At 55.3% G+C, this 18,659-nt stretch carries 13 protein-coding genes; 4 read left to right on the forward strand and 9 right to left on the reverse strand.

Features of this window, described 5'->3' with window-relative positions; genetic code table 11:
- Positions 1 to 298: 298 nt before the first annotated feature.
- Positions 299 to 763: an ANTAR domain-containing response regulator gene (locus tag RB_RS27240; protein WP_164922603.1), complete on the forward strand. Its 465-nt coding sequence runs from the start codon at positions 299 to 301 to the stop codon at positions 761 to 763.
- Positions 756 to 1,373, forward strand: a complete 618-nt coding sequence (locus tag RB_RS27245) for an ANTAR domain-containing response regulator (RefSeq protein WP_007329202.1) — start codon at positions 756 to 758, stop codon at positions 1,371 to 1,373. Before RB_RS27240 ends, RB_RS27245 begins: the two co-directional genes overlap by 8 nt.
- A gap of 68 nt (positions 1,374 to 1,441) precedes the next feature.
- Here the strand turns inward: RB_RS27245 and RB_RS27250 are convergent, their stop codons facing one another.
- The 3 genes from RB_RS27250 to RB_RS27260 form a co-directional block, all read right to left on the reverse strand.
- Entirely contained in the window at positions 1,442 to 2,149 is a 708-nt protein-coding gene (locus RB_RS27250) for a hypothetical protein (protein ID WP_011124055.1), read from the reverse strand.
- 256 nt (positions 2,150 to 2,405) lie between these two features.
- Positions 2,406 to 4,340 (reverse strand): DUF1549 and DUF1553 domain-containing protein, encoded by a 1,935-nt coding sequence (locus RB_RS27255; protein ID WP_193427755.1) that lies wholly within the window; start codon positions 4,338 to 4,340, stop codon positions 2,406 to 2,408.
- Positions 4,340 to 5,749 (reverse strand): DUF1501 domain-containing protein, encoded by a 1,410-nt coding sequence (locus RB_RS27260; protein WP_231846043.1) that lies wholly within the window; start codon positions 5,747 to 5,749, stop codon positions 4,340 to 4,342. Before RB_RS27260 ends, RB_RS27255 begins: the two co-directional genes overlap by 1 nt.
- Before the next feature lie 418 nt (positions 5,750 to 6,167).
- On the opposite strand from RB_RS27260, the gene RB_RS27265 reads away from it, so the two are divergent.
- A complete protein-coding gene (locus tag RB_RS27265; RefSeq protein WP_164922605.1) occupies positions 6,168 to 7,934 on the forward strand; it encodes an FG-GAP repeat domain-containing protein in 1,767 nt (588 codons plus the stop codon).
- A gap of 161 nt (positions 7,935 to 8,095) precedes the next feature.
- Here the strand turns inward: RB_RS27265 and RB_RS27270 are convergent, their stop codons facing one another.
- The 3 genes from RB_RS27270 to RB_RS27280 form a co-directional block, all read right to left on the reverse strand.
- The gene (locus RB_RS27270; RefSeq protein ID WP_011124063.1) at positions 8,096 to 9,535 is read right to left on the reverse strand and encodes a DUF1501 domain-containing protein; all 1,440 of its coding nucleotides are present in this window, start codon (positions 9,533 to 9,535) and stop codon (positions 8,096 to 8,098) included.
- A 99-nt stretch (positions 9,536 to 9,634) separates the two neighbouring features.
- Positions 9,635 to 11,968, reverse strand: a complete 2,334-nt coding sequence (locus RB_RS27275; protein WP_231846044.1) for a DUF1553 domain-containing protein — start codon at positions 11,966 to 11,968, stop codon at positions 9,635 to 9,637.
- Positions 11,969 to 12,322: 354 nt separating this feature from the next.
- Positions 12,323 to 13,480: an AraC family transcriptional regulator gene (locus tag RB_RS27280; protein WP_193427756.1), complete on the reverse strand. Its 1,158-nt coding sequence runs from the start codon at positions 13,478 to 13,480 to the stop codon at positions 12,323 to 12,325.
- A 125-nt stretch (positions 13,481 to 13,605) separates the two neighbouring features.
- Here RB_RS27280 and ltnD point away from each other — a divergent pair, with 125 nt between their 5' ends.
- On the forward strand, positions 13,606 to 14,589 hold the full coding sequence (ltnD, locus tag RB_RS27285; RefSeq protein ID WP_011124066.1) for an L-threonate dehydrogenase: 984 nt from the start codon (positions 13,606 to 13,608) through the stop codon (positions 14,587 to 14,589).
- A gap of 346 nt (positions 14,590 to 14,935) precedes the next feature.
- Here the strand turns inward: ltnD and RB_RS27290 are convergent, their stop codons facing one another.
- The 3 genes from RB_RS27290 to RB_RS27300 all read right to left on the reverse strand — a co-directional run bounded on the left by RB_RS27290 (position 14,936) and on the right by RB_RS27300 (position 18,656).
- Positions 14,936 to 16,177, reverse strand: a complete 1,242-nt coding sequence (locus RB_RS27290) for a DUF6786 family protein (protein ID WP_164922607.1) — start codon at positions 16,175 to 16,177, stop codon at positions 14,936 to 14,938.
- A 1-nt stretch (position 16,178) separates the two neighbouring features.
- Entirely contained in the window at positions 16,179 to 17,156 is a 978-nt protein-coding gene (locus tag RB_RS27295; protein WP_231846045.1) for a family 43 glycosylhydrolase, read from the reverse strand.
- A 63-nt stretch (positions 17,157 to 17,219) separates the two neighbouring features.
- Entirely contained in the window at positions 17,220 to 18,656 is a 1,437-nt protein-coding gene (locus tag RB_RS27300; RefSeq protein WP_011124070.1) for a sulfatase family protein, read from the reverse strand.
- Between the last annotated feature and the right edge of the window lie 3 nt (positions 18,657 to 18,659).

Raw genomic sequence — 18,659 nt, forward strand, 5'->3', positions numbered from 1 at the left:
GGCACGAAAGCGAGCAGGTCGTACCATCAGCGAGCAACTTGCGACAAAAAATCGAACGCGGGTTTTCTAATGGAGCGACGGACGGTCTTCCATGAAAATGGCAGACGACCGATTGAGGAACGGTTTCTTGGTCGGCCGAATTGCTGCTCCCATTGCTGAGTCGCAACCGCTACGAGCGAAATCGCTGTTGGGAGGAACGATGTTGCAATTGCAATCTAAGCAAAGGCGGCACGATACTTGCGTTTTAGTGGCAAGGTGAAGTGTTCCACAGACTGCCGCCGGCGGATCCGTTTTGAGAATGAAAGACAGCAACTTGAAAATCTATTTGGCGAGCGGCGACGACGGTCAGCGAAAGGTGCTGCAGGCCAACTTGGAATTGCTCACACATCAGGTTGAACTGTCGACGTCGTCACCAGCAGTCATGATCCGGCGATGCCAAGAAAATCCTCCCGACATCGCAGTGGTTGGAACGCGTTTTGAGAGTGACGATTGTTTCAAATTGTTGAATGAGCTGAGCGAGCTCAATGTCTGCCCAGCAGTTGCGGTTTTGGAGCATCAGGACATCGATCGCTCTCATCGGCTGATGGCGGACCAAGTCATGGGAGTCCTGGTTCAACCCGTGAACGACCGTGATCTTCGCACCGCGATCTACCTGGCTCGACGCCGGTTTGATCAATCCACGCTGATGAAGCAACGGATTGATGAACTAAAGGAAACACTCGAAAACATCGACGACGAAAGTGAAGAAGCTTCGCATGAATGATGACATCGGCCGATCGAGAACAATCTACTTGGCTCACGGTGACGAATGCGCGCGTCGTGTCATCTCGACGATGTTGGAAGCGCTTGGGCATACAGTCCCTGTTGTCACAGAATCGGGCAAGTGTCTGATCGAGCACTCGGTACACCGTCCACCGGATATCATCGTCGCTGCGCCACGGTTATCCGATATGGACGGCATTGAAGCTTTGATTCGAATTGGTGAGAGACGCCCGGTTCCCGCGATCATCGTTGCACGCAGCGATGACCTCGACAAAGTCGAACGAGCATTGGAAGACCATGTGATGGCATACCTGGTTGAACCGCTGACGACGGAGAGTTTGCAGCCGGCCATCTTCCTTGCTGAGCGACGATTCAAACACTTCGAGGACTTGCGTCGCCAGGTCACCGAGCTTGAAGAAAAACTGGAGCATCGACGAATCATCGAACGAGCAAAGGGGATCGTGATGCAGGTTCGTGATCTGGGCGAATCCGATGCTCATCGGCTTTTACAAAACACCGCCACCCGAAGTCGTCAGAAACTCATCGATCTTGCAAAGCACGTTTGCGCGACTGGTGATCTGTTCTCGGAAGTTCCAAAACCGAAACGTTGATGTCGTGAGGTCTTGATCGGTGAACAATGGCGGATGCACGTTTGCCAATGTTGCTTGGCCATGCTCGGTCAAGACGCGTTGGACAGAGCAGCGTTTGGACTGGGGGCTACGGTTGGTTTCCGGGACTTACTTGGCAAGTGGTTTGGAAGAAAGGTTTTCAACGCCAAGTGAGTTGGATAGTAAAGCAGTGCGGGTAGTCCAATAAACAGCATGCCGAGCCAAGCTTGCGGGGGCATCCATTGCTGCGGCTGCGTGTCATCCATTCCATAGACGTAGTTGATGTTGTGGGGCTGGTTTGGGAAGTCCAAGGTGGCACCGGCTGGTGGCATTAAGAAATAGCAGATCAACAGCAATAGCCATGCGGTACCGGTCCATGCGAGCAATGCTCGGCGGTCGTAGCCGAGACGCCACACGAGATAGAGCAACAGGATCGGCAACCAAAAGTGAAAGAACGACAGGCCGCGAGCGAAGAGTGAGATACCCGGGTCAAACATGTAGTCGGTCATGCCCGTTGCGGGCACACCAAACAATTGCCCAACGAAGTCGACTTGCCAAAGTAACTGCGGAATGGTGATCCCAACTGCTGCCATCGATGCAAAGATTGGACGCTGTGTCCACACCGCGGCGACTGCCAAAAACAATGCGACATCACAAAAATAGAGAAAGTTGGTCGGGCCATACTCTCGCCAGTAGTACGGTGTGAGAACCGCAACGAAAGCGGTGAACGCGAGCTTGATCCAAAGTGGGATTGGCTGGGAGGAGGATTGATCGTTCATGATTTGTCTTCCGGCGTTGGTTTGGGCGGGGTGCTCCTAACCCTGAGCCCGGGAACTCGCGATCGCTTCGCGAAAATCGACGCGATTTCCGAAGAAATTCCAGGCCTCGTTGCCGTCCCAATTTCGGCTGATTATCCAGCCAAATGAAATTGAAGCTCTGACTGACTCTTCGCTTCGATGGCCAACGCGACGGCAGACACATTGCCAGTCCCATCTGAGTGAATCGGTTGCGAACGTCGGAATCGCTGCAACGCGATCAGTCGATGGTGACGAATTCGTTGCTGTTAAAAAGAGCCAAACACAAATGAGCCAGTTTCTCCGTGTCGGTCGATGTGCTTGAACTTAGGAAGTCTTGTACTTCGATCCGTTCTTCAGGTGCCGGAAGCCGGCTGAATGAGCGAAGGAAGATTGCATCAATGCGTTCCGCATCGGTCGAATAGTCGTTGACGACCGTTGTGGCCATTAATCGTGAAAGACTCAGCGAGAACTGCGAATTCAAAAGATGCAGCGATTGTGGTGCTGTTGTCGAGATGTCTCGTCGGGAACAACTGGTGTTTGCACTCGGGCGATCGAAGACTTCGAAGATTGGGTATCGCAAGTTTCGCCGAGCAAAGACGTAGATGCTGCGACGAGCATGCTCGGAGCGATCCTCCGTGACGTTCCATTGGTTGACGAGCAGTGTTCCGACCAATTCTTTAGGAAGTGGCGGACGAACACCCGGACCGCTGGGCTTCCAATTGACCTGTCCCGAGGCAACCAGCATCGCGTCACGAATCGCTTCGCCTTCGAGACGCCAACGCGGGTAGCGGGAAAGTAGTTGGGCATTTGGGTCCGCTTTCTGTGCGTCCGCCCAGACATTTTTTTCTGTGTCGGTTGCATCTTCCGAGAGTCGGCTTCGTTGACGATAGGTGGCCGACGTCACAATCATTCGATGCAGCGACTTGAGGCTCCATCCTCGCTTCATGAACGACGACGCGAGCCAGTCCAGCAGTTCGGGATGGCTGGGCTCGGAACCCATCACACCGAAATCGCTGGGCGTACTGGATAGTCCAACACCGAAATGATGTTGCCAGACGCGATTAACGATGACTCTCGCAGTCAACGGGTTTTCAGTCGCGACCAACCAATCAGCCAAGGCTGTGCGAAGGCCGGCAGAATGATTTGTTGGTCTTGGCGAGTAAGCAAGCGTTTTCGACGAAACGACTCGGATAGCACCAGGGCTCAGTTCAGGACCTGGACTGCGGAAATCCCCACGCAGCATCAGATGGCTGGAGTGTGGGGATGGGAACGATTCGCGCAGTGTTGAGAGTGAGCGGTTCTTTTTAAGAGGGACAGATGGTTCAAAGATGGCTCGCAGTCGGTAGAAGTCCGCTTGGCTGATCGGGTCGTACTTGTGGTCGTGGCACTGCGCACAGCCAACTTGCAAGCCGAGGAATACCTCGCCGATGGTCGACGTCAATTCGTTCAACACAGTGTGCCGACGTTCGTCGATCAGATTGATGTCTGGCATGTCCGGTCCAGACAGACAAAACCGTGTTGCTGTTGAAGCGGACTCGTCATTCGGGCTTGTTTCGTCTCCAGCAATTTGATGCCGGATGAATTGGTCATAGGGCATGTCAGCGTTGAGGGCGTTGATCACCCAATCCCGATACTTCCACGCATTAGGACGAAGCTTGTCATGTTCGAACCCGTCCGTCTCTGCAAAACGTGCCAAATCGAGCCAGTGCTGTGCCCACCGTTCGCCATATTGAGGTGAGTCAAGCAAGCGATTGACAAGCCGCTCATACGCATCGGTTCGATTGTCCGTTTCGAACTCGGCGATCTGTTCTGGCGTCGGTGGCAATCCGGTCAGGTCGAAGCTCAGTCGCCGGAGTAGTGTTCGCCGTGAAGCTTGAGGTTGTGGATGCAACCCACGTTGATTCAGTTCGAATTGGATAAAACTATCGATTGGATTTCGGAGCCAGACTGAGTCGAGAGTTGGCGTCACCTCAACTTGTTCGATTGGCAGGAACGCCCAGTGATCGCGGTCGTATTCGTCGATGGGCAACTCGACGTAGTCGGCTGCACCGTCGTCGGCCAAGACACCACGTTTGAAGATCGATGTGCTGATTGCAAAGGCACACAACACGATCAACGCATACAGACAATCCACGTCTGTGATCGGCGACGATTTTCGTCGGTGAATACACATCAACCAAGGATCCCTTCGACCGCTTCCGCTTCATCGGGACCGGTCAACCGCTTGTCCAGACCGTTGTGAAAGTACGTTAGGTCGTAGTGATCCATTCCCAATAAATGCAGCAGCGTCGCGTGGAAATTGTTGACAGAAACTTTGTCTGTCACTGCTCGCAGTCCGATTTCGTCGGTTGCACCAAACGCACGGCCACCGTGAATTCCGGCACCAGCGAGCCAGACGCTGTATCCCCAAGGGTTGTGGTCGCGACCCTTTCCCTGTTCGCTCATGGGCATTCGTCCGAATTCACCACCCCAGATCACCAACGTGTCTTCCATCAGCCCACGCTGTTTGAGATCTTGCAGCAATCCAGCGATCGGTTTGTCGGTTCGTTTGCAATACTCGGTGTGGTTTTTTTCAACGTTTGCATGGGCATCCCAGCCATTGGTGTCGCCGGAATACAACTGGACAAAACGCACACCGCTTTCAAGCATCCGACGGGCCAGCAAACAGCGTTCGCCAAATTCGCGAGTTTCTTTCTGGTCGATGCCGTACATCTGTTTCGTTTGATGAGTCTCCTGCTGAATATCGACCAATTCCGGTGCTTCGGATTGCATTCGAAACGCTAATTCGTACGCCTTCACGCGAGCGTTCAATCGATCGTCGAAGTCGCGTTGTTGGAGGTGCCTTTGGTTCAGCTTTTGAATCAGGGAAAGGTCGAGTCGTTGTTGTGTTTCGGTGACGCCCGGTTGTGGTTGCAAGTCAAGGATCGGTGAGTTGCCCGGACGCATGGTGACGCCTTGATAGGAGGCGGGCAGATAGCCGTTTCCCCACGCGGGAGGTCCACCTTTGAGTCCTCCGCCTGGATCGGGCAAAACGACAAACGCTGGCATGTTCTGGTTTTCGGATCCCAATCCATAAGCGACCCAACTGCCGACACTGGGATTGCCCATCAGGATGCTGCCCGTGTTCATTTGATAGACGGACTGCGGATGGTTCACGCTGTCGCCGTGCATCGAACGGATCACACAAAGATCGTCGGCATGCTCAGACATATGTGGGAGGAAATCACTGATCTCCAAACCCGATTGGCCTCGCGGTCGAAAGCGACGGATTGGAGCGAGCAAAGGATTCTTCTTGACGTCGCGACGCGTCATCACGTTGCCAAAGCTTTCCGGCAATGGCTGGCCACTGTACTTCGTCAACGCGGGTTTCGGATCAAACAGATCCACGTGACTGGGGCCACCGTGCATGAAAAGCCAAATCACTCTTTTGGCACGCGGGGCAAAATGCGGCTGATGAACGTTTGCACCTGAGTCGGCCTGGGCAAGTGAAGCACAAGCCAGCATTCCCATTCCACCACCTGCGTTGGCAAGGAAGCTTCGCCGAGTTTGCATGTGGATTTGATTCATAGTGTGCGTGTTCATGGCCGCGTGCATCAGCGGGGCGGTCCCGGCCGGAACTCGATGGTTTCCGACGGAGCAATCTAGTTCTGAGTCTGTCGTCCTGAATCTGTTTGGGTCCACTATAACGAAGTCGCGAAGCCGCTGCGTCGAAAAGATCTATCGGCGGTTCAAGCGGATTCCCACCGAATTGAATCGTTCAACGCATGATGAATGTAGAAAGGTCATATTTCACGCGATTGAGCAAAGCGTTTGCACCGTGTGATTGCAGAATGTCTTTGGTGTCAACTCAGCGGCGAGGTTGGTTTTATGCGATCATGTGTCGATCGAATGTCCGACGTTTTGACCGACTCACGTTTCACCTGAGTTCGGAGTCCGGACTTCGCCCCTCCGTCGCGCAACGTCTATGTGCGGGACAACTCCCTCGGCAAGGTCTTTCAATATGATTGTGTCTCGAATTTTTTTGTTGGTCAGCATCGCCATGCCTGTGATGGCAATGGCCGATGAGCATGCCGTTCATTCGTTCGAACGAAAACAGTTGACCGGCACCTATTTCTCAGAAGGTGCGAATGCGGCAGACATCAATGGAGACGGAATGGCTGACGTTGTTTATGGTCCGTATTGGTTTGAAGGACCAAGCTTTTCAGCGAAACATGAGATCTACCAGCCTGTTCCGCAGAACATGGATCGTTATGCGGACAATTTCTTTAGCTGGTTGTATGACTTCAACGGCGACGGACGCAATGATGTCTTTGTGGTGGGATTTCCGGGGACCCCCGCCTACGTTTATGAAAACCCCGGCCAAGGCGGCTTGAATCGACATTGGCCAAAACACCAAGTGTTCGACTGGGTTTCGAATGAGTCACCCCAATGGTTGGATATCGTTGGTGATGAAAGACCCGAGCTGATCTGCACCCGAGATGGCTTCTTCGGGTTTGCGACGGTTGATTGGGCACGACCCTTTGATACGTGGGATTTTCATCCGATCTCGGAACAGACCGCATCGAAGAAGTTTGGCCACGGATTGGGGATTGGAGACGTCAACGGAGATGGACGTCAAGACTTGATTCATTCACAGGGTTGGTTCGAGCAACCGATGACGGGAGCGTTGTCGACGCGATGGTTCCATCACCCGGTTTCTTTGAGCGAAGGATACGGCGGTGCTGAGATGTATGTGTACGATGTCGACGGCGATGGTGACAACGATATCATCACCAGTCATCGTGCTCATGATTTCGGCTTGGCGTGGTATGAACAACTTCCGGGCGACGGAGATTCGCCTGAGTTCAGGCATCATTTGATCATGGGCGAACATCCATCGGAAAACAAATACGGCATCGCATTCAGCGAATTACATTCCGTGGCGTTGGCCGACATCGACGGCGATGGGTTGAAGGACATCGTTACCGGAAAGACTTATTGGTCTCATCACCGCCAAAGTCCCCAATGGGACGCAGGTGCGGTTGTGTATTGGTTCAAGCTAATTCGCAGCAGTGACGGTGTGGACTGGGTGCCGTACAAGGCGGATGGCGAAGCCGGGATCGGTCGGCAGATTTCAATTGTCGACATCAACGACGACAAACTTCCCGACATCGTAGTCGGTGGAATGCTGGGAGCTCACGTTTTGACACATCGGGTGAAGTCAGTCAGTGAGCCGGAGTATCAAACGGCACAACCGAAGATCTACGACGGTCCGAAGCTGCCGCAGGTGAAAGACGCGCAGGCGTTGCGTGGTCCGAAATCAACGATTGACGCAAAGACAGGAAAGGTGCCAGGTGCGATCGAAGGCGAAACACTGATGGGCAAAGCGACCGCCGGTTCCACGAAACCGCAGGATATGTCTCGTTTCAAATCGGACCAGTGGAGTAACCAATCGCAGCTTTGGTGGACGGGGGCTAAGCCGGCCGACACATTGACACTCGCACTGCCAGAGTTCACCGGCACCGTTGACGTGGAAGTGGTGCTCACGTGCGCGGGCGACTATGGCATTGTGCAATTGACACTCGATGATCAACCGCTCGGCCCGCCGATCGATCTGTATAGCAAAAACGTGGTGACAACGGGAGTTTTGTCGTTTTCGAAGATCACGGTCGAGGGAACCGGGCATTCGCTGAATGTCCAAATGCTGGGATCCAATCCCAAAGCGAAAAGGGCATACATGTTCGCGTTGGATTACCTTCGAATCGTTCCCGCTGATACAGCCGATTGAATGTCGGCTGCCGTCGCGGCGTACCCGTCTGAGGCAGTTGCTTAGCAGGCTGTTGATTTATTGAGCCGCACCACGTTAGCGGCGGTTGATTAGACGCCAACCGGGGCTAACGCCCAACGGCTAATGATTGTCATTCGGTATACGACTAAATCAACAGCCTGCTAGGCGAGAATCTCCTGGATGACTTTGCCGGCGACATCCGTCAGTCGATAACTGCGTCCGTTGTGGAAGTAGGTGAGGCGTTCGTGGTCCAGGCCGAGAAGGTGAAGGATCGTCGCGTGCAGGTCATTCACGCTGACGGGATTTTCGACCGCTTCGTATCCGATCTCGTCGGTTTCGCCGTAGCTGACGCCTCCTTTGATACCGGCGCCCGCCATCCACTGCATGAAGCCTTTGGGATTGTGATCGCGTCCTTTGCCGTTTTGTGAGATTGGCATGCGACCAAATTCGCCACCCCAAATCACGAGAGTCGAATCGAGCAACCCACGTTGTTCCAAATCAGAAAGCAAACCCGCCACGGGCACATCCGTCGCGGCGCAGTGATGGGTGTGGTTTTCTTCGAGGTTGTCGTGTGCGTCCCATTCACCGTCGCTGTAAACCTGCACAAACCGAACGCCGCTCTCGACGAGTCGTCGTGCCATCAAGCATTTGGAGCCGTACGACTTCGATCTTGGCTGGTCGATCCCATAAAGCTGCTGCGTTTCTTTGGTCTCACGCGAAAGGTCGACGACTTCGGTGGCTTCTTTCTGCATTCGAAACGCGAGTTCGAAGGATTGCATTCGGTTCGCAAACTCGGCATCTCGCGTGTGACGCCGCATGTGTTCATCGTTCAGCTTCGCCATCAAGTCAAGCTGTGCGACTTGGTCTTGTTTGGTGATTTGCGGTTGTCGGTTGAGGTTGAGAACCGGGGCCCCTTGGGACCGAAAGAGCGTTCCTTGAAAGGTTGATGGAAGAAAGCCTGCGCCCCAGTTGTGAGGGCCGCCTTTGGCACCCTGCGTGTTGCCCAACACGACGTAGCCGGGAAGGTTTTGGTTTTCGCTGCCCAATCCATACGTCACCCAGGCTCCGGCGGTGGGGAAACCCGGACGAGGCAGCCCGCTGTTGATTTGGTAGATCGCCGGGACGTGGTCGTTCGATTCGCTGTAGCAAGATTTGATGAATGCCATTTTGTCGACGTGCTTGGCGACGTTGGTGTATCGGTCGCAAACCCATTGTCCGCTTTCGCCATATTGCTTGAACGAAAACGGCGACTTCATCAGCGGACCAGGATTTCCAAAGAACGCTTGAATGTCGGTCGTATCGCCATCTCGTTTGTCGAGTTCTGGTTTGCGGTCGAACATGTCGACGGCACTGGGAGCACCTTCCATGAACAACCAGATGACCGACTTCACTTTCGCGGGAAAATGCCCCGGTCGTGGCGCGAGTGAAGTCACCGGAGCGGATGGCGTTTCTGCCGGCGCTGCGCCGAGCAAATTCTGCTCTGCCATCAAGTTGGCCAATCCGAGCATTCCCGCCCCGGCACCGGCGCGGCACAGCCATTCGCGACGACTAAGCATGTTCGCGACACGACCGCAGGGAAACAATAAAGAGTTCTTTGTCATGTTGATTGACCTTTGACTCGGTGAGTTTTTTCAGGCGGTGCGGCTGGTTTGCTTCACCGCGATGTGAGCGTATCGTTCGGCTTCGAGTCGATCGCGTGATCAGTCGATGTAAATGAATTCATTGAGTCCGAAGAGCGACTGACAAAAATCGGCCAGTGCTTCGATCCGAGGATCACGCTCGTCTCGTTCGGTTCTCACGATCGATTGTGCTTCGATGAATTGCATGGATGCGTCGACTTCGGCGTCCGTTGGTCGACGTGCAAAGGACATCTCAAACGCGTCGGCGATGATTGGTTTCAGTTCTGCATCATCGGATGTCAACTCGCAGGATTGCTTTTTGATCAAGCGATTCGCAAAGTCGCTCGCCACAGTGCGAACGAAGCGATCGTTGAGAATCACCATGGCTTGAGGTGCCACGGTGGTGTTCTGACGGCGATCGCAACTGGTCATCAAATCCGGACGGTCGAATGCCTGGAACATCGGATAGGGAATCAGACGCTTGTGGAACATGTAGACACTTCGCCGCCGCGTGGTCGCATCATCGGGGGCGTCTTTGGGGTAACCTTCCCCTTGGATGTTTCGGGCCAAGTTGGCTTCCGGAGCGATGTAAGGCTTGTACCCTGGGCCGCCCGCTTGCAGGTTGAGTGTATCGCTGACGGCGAGCATCGCGTCTCGCAACACCTCGACTTCCAACCGCTGCGGGTTCATCTTCCAAAGCAGTTCATTGCCGAGGTCGACGTCCAGTCCTCGTTCGTCAGATGCTTCGCGGGTGCTCGCCTGTTGCCACACGGCACTGCTGAGAATCTCACGGTGAAGAGTCTTGAGGCTCCAACCGCTGTCAACAAATGCTTTCGTCAAATACTCCAGCAATGGAGGGTGAGACGGCGCGTCGCCGTTGACACCAAAGTCGCTTGTCGTGTGAACGATGCCCTTTCCAAAGTGATGGTGCCAAACCCGATTGACGATGACGCGAGCCAGCAACGCACCGCCGCCGCGGTCGGTGTCGGTGATCCAATCCGCTAATGCACGGCGTTGCAGCGTGCTCTTTGGCTCGCCGATTTCGTTGTAGGCTTCCTGGGCTTTTTCCCAGTAGTCATGGGCGTCTGCTCCGGATGAAAGCATTGCGGGAAAACCAATGTCGACTTCGATCTCTCGGTCATAGAAGTCGCTGCGTCGGAACAGCCAAGTGGTTTGACGTTCCTTGCCAAAGTCGCGGAAAAAGAATCCGTCTTTCCCGCTTGGCAACTTGTCGGACACGCGATCGCCGCTGTGGAAAACGCCCAGCAGTTGGTAGTACTCTTTCGCTGAGAAGGCGTCGTACTTGTGGTCGTGGCAACGGGCACAGGCGACCGTGATCCCCAGCATGCCAGCACCCAACGTCGAGATCACGTCGTCCATCTCGTTGTAGCGGTTGGCGAGACGTTCACTTTCGAGAAACGAGTCAGGCAATTTGAAAGACGTGCCGGCAGTCAGGAAACCGGTGGCTGAAACAGCAGCGTCGTTGTCCGGTTCGATCTCGTCGCCTGCGATTTGCCAGCGTACGAATTGCTCGTAGGGCATGTCATCGTTGAAGGCTTGAATCACAAAGTCGCGATAGTGATATGCATGCGGACGGTCTTGGTCGGCTTCTTGTCCGTCGCTGTCCGCGTAGCGAGCCACGTCCAACCAATGCCTTCCCCAACGTTCGCCGTAGCGAGTCGAGCTCAAAAGTTTGTCGACCAAATCTTGGACAGCCGTCTTCGGGTTCACCGAATGGGCTACAGCAAACTCCGATATCTGTTCTTGGGTTGGCGGTAGCCCGTTGAGGTCAAAATACAATCGCCGAATCAGCGTTCTCGCATCGGCGGGGGCCGCAGGACGGATGCCAGCCTCATCCAATCGATGCTTGATGAACAAGTCGATCGGGGTTTGGGACCAGTTGTCATCGGAGGACCGTGAAGGCGGAGCGACATTTTGTAGTCGTTGAAATGCCCAGTGCGTTTTGGCTCGATCCATTTTGGGATCGATGACGTCGGCGTCGTCGGGCCAGTTCGCGCCTTGATCAATCCAAGCACGAAGCAGGGCGACTTGTTCGTCGGTCAAAGGTTCGGATCCTTCCGGTGGCATCAACGCGTTGTCTTTGCCGCCGGAGACCAATTCGATCAGCAGGCTGTCTTGGCTGTTGCCCGCGAGAATGACTTCGTCGCTGTCTCCTCCTTGGAACGCCTTGGCTTTGATTCCTAGATTCAGGCCGCCCTCTTCCGTTGTCCCAGCGTGGCACTCGAAGCAGTTGTCGCGAAAGATTGGTTGAATATCGCGAACAAAGTCGACGGGGCCGGATCGTTGTTGCTGATCGGAGTGGGGCGATTCCGCTTCGTCGGCCAGGCCAACGTTGCCTAGCAGCAAGAAACAAAATGCGACAAAAGGAGATCGAAAACCAAACGGAAAGATCATCGGATATTCCGTCATGCGTGTTTGCCGAGGGGGAGGTGGTGGGTGGGAAGCTGGCACGCCATCACTGCTCAATGCGTTAGCAGGCTGTTGATTTATTGAGCCGCACCGCGTTAGCGGCGGTTGATTAGACGCCAACCGGGGCTAACGCCCAACGGCTAATGATTGTCATTCGGTATGCGACTAAATCAACAGCCTGTTAGGCGTCGAGTGGAGTGTCAATGGCGGTCTGGTCCACCGTGGTGGATTGTTATGGTGCCGGTGCGAGGTTTAAGGATAAACGATCGGGATCTCGTAACCATTCGCAGACGCGCAAATCACTTTCGATTTTTCGTTGTGCCGGGCGCTCTCGGAAACTCACGTCGCGTGGTTTTGACGTCGGTATTCGCCGGGAGTGGTTCCGAAATGCTGGCGGAAGGCTTGCGACAAAGACGCCCCCGTCGCGAAGCCGGATTCATACGCGATTGTTGAAATGGGTTTGTCTGAATCCAGCAGCAGGCGAGCGACGTGAGACATGCGAACCCGACGGATTTCTTCCGCGGGACTGCGATTCAGTTCCGCTCGAAAACGCTGTTCCAGACGTCTCCGAGAAATGGGGAACTCGTTCAGCAAATCAGTGACGGTGATGCCATCGCGAGCCTTGTCGCGAATGTAACGCAGAATCTCCGCGATTTCGTTGTCTGGTATGGCAAGAATATCGGTGGAGTGCCGGCCTCGCACCTGAAGCGGAGGAATCAGCCTTTCGCGTTTCGGGGTGGCACTCCCGCTCATCATTTTCGCGAGCATCCGTGAAGCCGTTTCGCCGATCTGGTGGCTGGCCAGTTCGACCGCCGAGATTTGGGGCGTGGCGACATTGCATAGCAGTTCATCGTCGTCCCCAGACAACACCGACAATTCGTCGGGGATTCGGATCGAGTCGGCCGAACAAATTTCGACCAGTTGTCTGGCTGGGTAAGGATCGGCGGCGAAGATCCCGAGCGGACGCGGAAGAGTGGACAGCCATCGACGCACGTTGGAATAGTTCGTCAACCAACCGGCGCTGTCGTCGTGGGGTGCTTCGTACATGGCGCACTCGTACCCGCCCTCAGTCACGGCATGGACGAAGGCCGCGGATCGAACGTCCGAGTAACGGCCAATCGGAGGCGCGTAGCAGGCGAAGTGAGTCAGGCCTCGTTCGCGAAGATGTTCAAAGGCCATCTTGGCACGAGCCGCGTCATCGGTGGCGACGCGAGCGAACCAATCGCACTTGGGGATCATGATCCCGACATCTACCACCGGTAGGTTCAGACTTTTGACGTGGCGGACCGAAGAGGCGGTTCGCAATGAAGCGATGATGCCGTCACCATTCCAGACTTTTGGTAGGCGCAGGCGGCCTTGCGAGTCACGCGGTGAAATCAGAACCGTCCAATCGCTCGAGTGACCAAATCGACAGATGGCTTCGACAACATTGCGACCCCAGGAATCGTCGGTCTCAACAAGGATGCCAACATGTCGCGGTCGTGGAGTGGTTGTCACGGGGCGAGATCCCAAGGGCGGTCCGAGGTTTTTTTGATGCGCATTAGCGTAGCAGAAGTGCGTATCTGCGCAGGGGCGGAAAGGGGATCTCATCTACAATTCACTCCGGTCCGCTGTATCGCTGCGTGAGCACTCGATCAATCATTCACCAAGAGTTGTCCTGCCCACGGTGGGACCCAACCTCAAACAACGCCGAGAGAAAGAAATCCATGACGACTGCCACGAAGATTGCTGTGATTGGCTTGGGGGCGATGGGTTATGGCATGGCCAAGTCCTGTTTGAGGGCCGGACACGAGGTGTGGGGGGCAGATATTTCTCCAAATCCGGTCGAACGATTTCGCGCCGATGGTGGCCAGCCCGGCGATATCCAGGATGTCGCGAAGACGCTGGACATCGTGGTTGTTTCAGTCCTCAATGCGGATCAGACATCTGCGGTGTTGTTCGGCCCGGACGGAGTCGCATGTTCGATGAAGAAGGGCAGCGTCGTGATCGCCTGCGCGACCGTGGCTCCTGACTTTGCACGTGAAATGGCCAGCCGGTGCAATGAACGCGGCTTGCACTACTTGGATGCTCCGATTTCGGGTGGCGCTGCCAAGTCGGCCAAGGGACAACTTTCGATCATGGCGGCGGGCTCGGATGAGGCGTTCGAGGTGGCGAGTCCGGCGCTCGACGCGATGGCCGAAATCGTCTTTCGGTTGGGGGACGTCGGTGCTGGATCGGCCATGAAAGCGGTCAATCAATTGCTCGCGGGCGTGCACATCGCCGTGATGGCCGAAGCGATGACGTTTGGCATGACCCAGGGCGTGTCACCGGAAAAATTCCTGGAAGTGATCCCGCAATGCGCTGGGACCAGTTGGATGCTCGAGAACCGTGGCCCGCACATCGCCGCCGGCGACTACACGCCGCTGAGCCAAGTGAACATTTGGCCCAAGGATCTGGGCATCGTTTTGGACATCGCTCGCGACGCGAAGTTTTCCGCTCCGCTGACCGCTGCGGCGCTGCAGCAATTCCTGGCCGCCGCAGGAATGGGATTGGGCGGTGAAGACGATGCGGCCGTTGCGAAGGTCTACGCTCGCAACGCGAGCCTTAACCTGCCGGGCGAGGAATGACCCAAGCGGTTGTGCCGTTTCAAGGCGTAGGATGGGCACTCTTGCCCGTCAGAGTGGCCAGGGCCACCCATCACAACCCGACGCGTGAGTTTTGAAGTTGCGCTTTTGGATCGGTTTTGTTGGCCAAAGGCCTTCATTATCGTAGCCTGGGGCATCGCCCCAGGAATCGAGAGCGAAGGGAAATGAGTTGGCCAACGGCCAACATCAGCCCACACGTTTTGGATTGAATTTGGCCGTTGGCCAAAATGGGGCCGTGTTCTTCTAGCCCAGGGGCGTTGCCCACTGGCTATGTTGAAGAAGGCCGTTGGCCATTCAACGAAAAAACGCAACTTCAAAACGCGTGAGCTTAGAAAGCCGCTTTGATTTCTTTTAGCGTCACGCCAAGCAGTTGTTGAGCAAGTGGCTCGAGTTCCGCTTCGGTGCCGTGAATGTGGAACGTTCTCTGCACGTGTTTCATCGTGCTGCCGGGTTGCAACGCCGCGGCGGGCGAGGATGTTTCTAATTCGTAGAACGGACCCAACGGCGGCTTGTTAGGCTCGGGCGAACCATCGTTGTAAGAGTTGATGACATCGCCGGCGTAAGGTTGGTCTTGCAGTTCCCACATGGAATTGACGTATCCATTCGGAGAGTCCTGAACGTTGTAGGTGACGATGTTCAGCACTTTTCCTGCGGCATCGTAACTGCCGGCGATTCCTTTGGATCGTTCCGCGGAGATGCCGATTTTTCCTCGGCGAGTTCCATCGCCCCGGAAGAACAGTTCTTGATCTTCCACGCGCAGGTAGTCGGGCGGGACCTCTCCAAAGTACGCGTCGTTGACTTTCGGGCCGAGCGATTCTTCATCGCCAGGGCGAAACGGAATGACGACGGTTGTTTCGGGCGAAGGGTTGTACATGCCGAGGATCCAAATCGAGAGCAAACCGGTATCGCTCTTCCAGGGATTCTTGCCGGTGTTGGTGATTCGATTGTCGGTTTCATAACCGACGACCCGCAGGTCCTCACCAAACTCGACCTGCAACTGATCCGCTGCTTCTTCTGGGCTGAGCAGCTTGATGGTGCGCTCGATCCCGATGTCGAACTTGGTGCCACTGTGATTGGTCAGTTTCGCCGAGTGTTGGAATTTGGCGGAGACGTCTGTTTGCTCGACCAGTTCGTAGGTCTCAGTGTCGATCGCAGGGGGCGTCGTCCAGTCCGAGAACTCGAATTGGGTGCCTGGTTCAAAAAACAATCCGTATTGTCCGCCTTCGGGACCGAGCCAGAAACGTTCTTCGCCGCCGAAGATGTAGATGTGTTCTTCGAGTTTGCCCTGTCGTTCGTCTTCGGAAAGGAAGCCTTGTTCGATGACCGGGCGATTGATCCATCCAAAGCTTGGGCCGGCTTTGCGATCAAACGTGCTGGTCATCACGCGTGCTTGGTAGGCCGGTGCGACAGCGATCGCCGCATCCGCCCGGTGCAGCACAACGACGTCGGTATGATTCTGCATGAACGCCAAGTCTTCGGCGAATCCGTCGACCGCGACGGCTGGGGCGGAATGCAAACTCATGACGGTTCCCATCAATCCAGCGAGCACTGTGAAGGTGATTTTCTGCATCTCAGTCTTTCTCCGTGACATCGAACCGTTGAATGCAAGGCAGCCGACCGCTTTGCTTGCGTTGAGGCGTTCCAATTTCGACACCCCACTTCGGGAGTTTGCCTTCACCACTTTGAGTGAATGCCTCTGGCCGAAACGCACCGCCAGCCCAGGGGCCGTTCTTGACGTTGTGAGTTTTGGTGAAGTGGATTCCGTCTTCCGCATACAGGATTGAATTGGTGATCGCTTTTGGGCCTGTCGTGCCGATCATGGCTGCCACGCCTTTGCCTTGAGGCCACACCAAAACCTCGTGGTTGCCTGGGATGACAGGGTTCGACTCATGTCGCACATAGGGGCCCTCTGGTTTGTCAGCGATCGCCAATCCCATTTGAGTTTGTCCAGGACCTTTGCCCAGTTGGCGGCCTTTGTAGTAGAACCAAATCTTTCCTTCTCGGACGATCAAGCAAGCGTCGTCGACAAGGTGGCTGTCGAAATCAGCAGCGTTGGGGCTGTTCGAAAGAGCTGGGTTGGTGGCCAGTCGTTCCCAAGGGCCGTCGGGTGAATCCGAAACCGCGATGCCGATTTTGGAGTCGGGTTGAAACCCCTTGCCGTACTTCTTGGACGTCCCCGTGTAAAACAGCCAATAGCGTCCTTCAGCGACCAGGATATTCGGAGTGAAGACGCTGGTTCCCTCCCAACTGCCGGGTTCGCCTTTGTCCAGTGCCATGCCTTTCTCGGTCCACTGGTGGCCGTCCTTCGAAGTCGCGTACCAAACGGTGGCATCGTATCCCGGCGAGATCTTTCCTTTCGAATACCACACGTAGTAGAGATCGCCGACTCGAATGATGTCGCTGGGGTCTCGACGCATGACACCGGGCTGGGCACCAATGCCTTCGAGTTCTGAATGCATGACAACCACGGTGGGTACAGCGACGGCATCGTCCGCGTAGGTTGGGACCGCCAGCAGTGTGAGGATGGCGAGTGACAGAAGTATTTGCATGTTGGTTTTCACGATGGTTTCTTCGAGAGACGTCTTTGGTTTGCGAGAGCGAGATGGAAAGGGTCAACGTTCCTGAGGGTTCGATAAACGGATGGGATATTGGTCCGTTCCGATGGTTTGAACGTCGCCGAGTTCCGTTCGGATGAGTTCCGCTTGCTCGTTCAAGCGAGCAACAATTTCGGGATGACGATCGGCAACGTTCTTCTTCTCGCCCAGGTCTCGGTCGAGATTGAACAGCCTCATCTCATTCAGCGTCACGAAGCCCTTCGTCTTGTCAGGCTTCTTGGACCAAAACGGTTGGTCGTCCGTCGTGCGTGGCAAGTGCAGTTTCCACTTGCCTTCGCGGACGGCCTGCAGGTTGGTTCCGTTGTAGTAGTAGAGGAATTGGTGGGGTGATTCGGAGGTCTGGCCAAGGAGCACCGGGAGAATGCTCTTGCCATCGATCTGGCGATCGTCGGGGATCGGGACTCCAGCGAGTTCACAAAAAAGCGGAAGCAGATCCATGCTCGTCAGCGTGACGTCGGAGACTTGGTTGGGGGCGATTTTGCTTGTCCAGCGGAACATCCCCGGGACGCGGTGCCCGCCTTCCATCGTGCAGTACTTGCCACCGCTCAGTTCGCCGCTGGATCCGTTGCGGGTGGGGCCGTTGTCCGATGTGAAGATGACGAGCGTGTTTTCATCAAGGCCAGCGTCACGGATTGTTTGCATGATCCGCCCCGTGCTGTGATCGAGTTCTTTGATGAAGTCGCCGTACTTTCCTTTTTCAGATGTGCCGACAAAGTCCGGGCTGGGTTTGAGCGGATTGTGCACAATGTGGTGCGAGACATAAATGAAAAACGGGTCGTCTTTCTGACGCTCGATGAAATCGATCACTTCATCGGTGTAGCGTTTTGTCAGCTCCTCACAGGCAACGTTCTTCTGTTCGACTTGTTTTCCTCGATAAAGCGTGTTGTGATTCTTGCCTCGCCGAGGCTCGTAGTTGCTGGGGATTCCAAGGTATTCATCAAACCCGGCATCGAGAGGATGGGAGCCTTCGAGTTCCATGCCCAGATGCCACTTGCCGACCATCAAGGAACGGTACCCGGCGGGGCCGAGCAGTTCGGGGATGGTGATTTCGTCCGGGGCGAAACCGTAGTCTTTGTACTTCGCCACGTTTTCGTTTCGGGCGACCGGCATGCCGCATCGCATCGGGTAGCGGCCCGTTAACAACGCGGCCCGCGAAGGGCTGCAAACATTCGCAGGGACGAAGAAGTCCTTGCTGCGAAACCCTTCGGCGGCCAATTGATCGAGGTGCGGTGTTTTCACGCCCGATGAATCGTAGCAACTGATGTCACCGTAACCGAGATCATCGGCGAAGATGAGGACGAAGTTGGGTGGTCTGTCAGCGGCTGCGATGGAGGAACCAACCTGCCAAGACATGACAAAGGTCATCAGCAGACAGATCAAAAAACAGCTTTGGCGCCGCTGGTTCGGAACACCGGATCGGACAAAGGTGGGCATCGT

The sequence above is a fragment of the Rhodopirellula baltica SH 1 genome (genome assembly GCF_000196115.1).
In the GTDB taxonomy this organism is placed as follows: domain Bacteria; phylum Planctomycetota; class Planctomycetia; order Pirellulales; family Pirellulaceae; genus Rhodopirellula; species Rhodopirellula baltica.

Excerpts from the sequence above, each read along its gene's own strand:
- RB_RS27240 (WP_164922603.1), top strand. The coding sequence starts at position 299 with ATGAAAGACAGCAACTTGAAAATCTATTTGGCGAGCGGCGACGACGGT.
- RB_RS27245 (WP_007329202.1), top strand. The coding sequence starts at position 756 with ATGAATGATGACATCGGCCGATCGAGAACAATCTACTTGGCTCACGGT.
- RB_RS27250 (WP_011124055.1), bottom strand. The coding sequence starts at position 2,149 with ATGAACGATCAATCCTCCTCCCAGCCAATCCCACTTTGGATCAAGCTC.
- RB_RS27255 (WP_193427755.1), bottom strand. The coding sequence starts at position 4,340 with ATGTGTATTCACCGACGAAAATCGTCGCCGATCACAGACGTGGATTGT.
- RB_RS27260 (WP_231846043.1), bottom strand. The coding sequence starts at position 5,749 with ATGAACACGCACACTATGAATCAAATCCACATGCAAACTCGGCGAAGC.
- RB_RS27265 (WP_164922605.1), top strand. The coding sequence starts at position 6,168 with ATGATTGTGTCTCGAATTTTTTTGTTGGTCAGCATCGCCATGCCTGTG.
- RB_RS27270 (WP_011124063.1), bottom strand. The coding sequence starts at position 9,535 with ATGACAAAGAACTCTTTATTGTTTCCCTGCGGTCGTGTCGCGAACATG.
- RB_RS27275 (WP_231846044.1), bottom strand. The coding sequence starts at position 11,968 with ATGATCTTTCCGTTTGGTTTTCGATCTCCTTTTGTCGCATTTTGTTTC.
- RB_RS27290 (WP_164922607.1), bottom strand. The coding sequence starts at position 16,177 with ATGCAGAAAATCACCTTCACAGTGCTCGCTGGATTGATGGGAACCGTC.
- RB_RS27295 (WP_231846045.1), bottom strand. The coding sequence starts at position 17,156 with ATGCAAATACTTCTGTCACTCGCCATCCTCACACTGCTGGCGGTCCCA.
- RB_RS27300 (WP_011124070.1), bottom strand. The coding sequence starts at position 18,656 with ATGCCCACCTTTGTCCGATCCGGTGTTCCGAACCAGCGGCGCCAAAGC.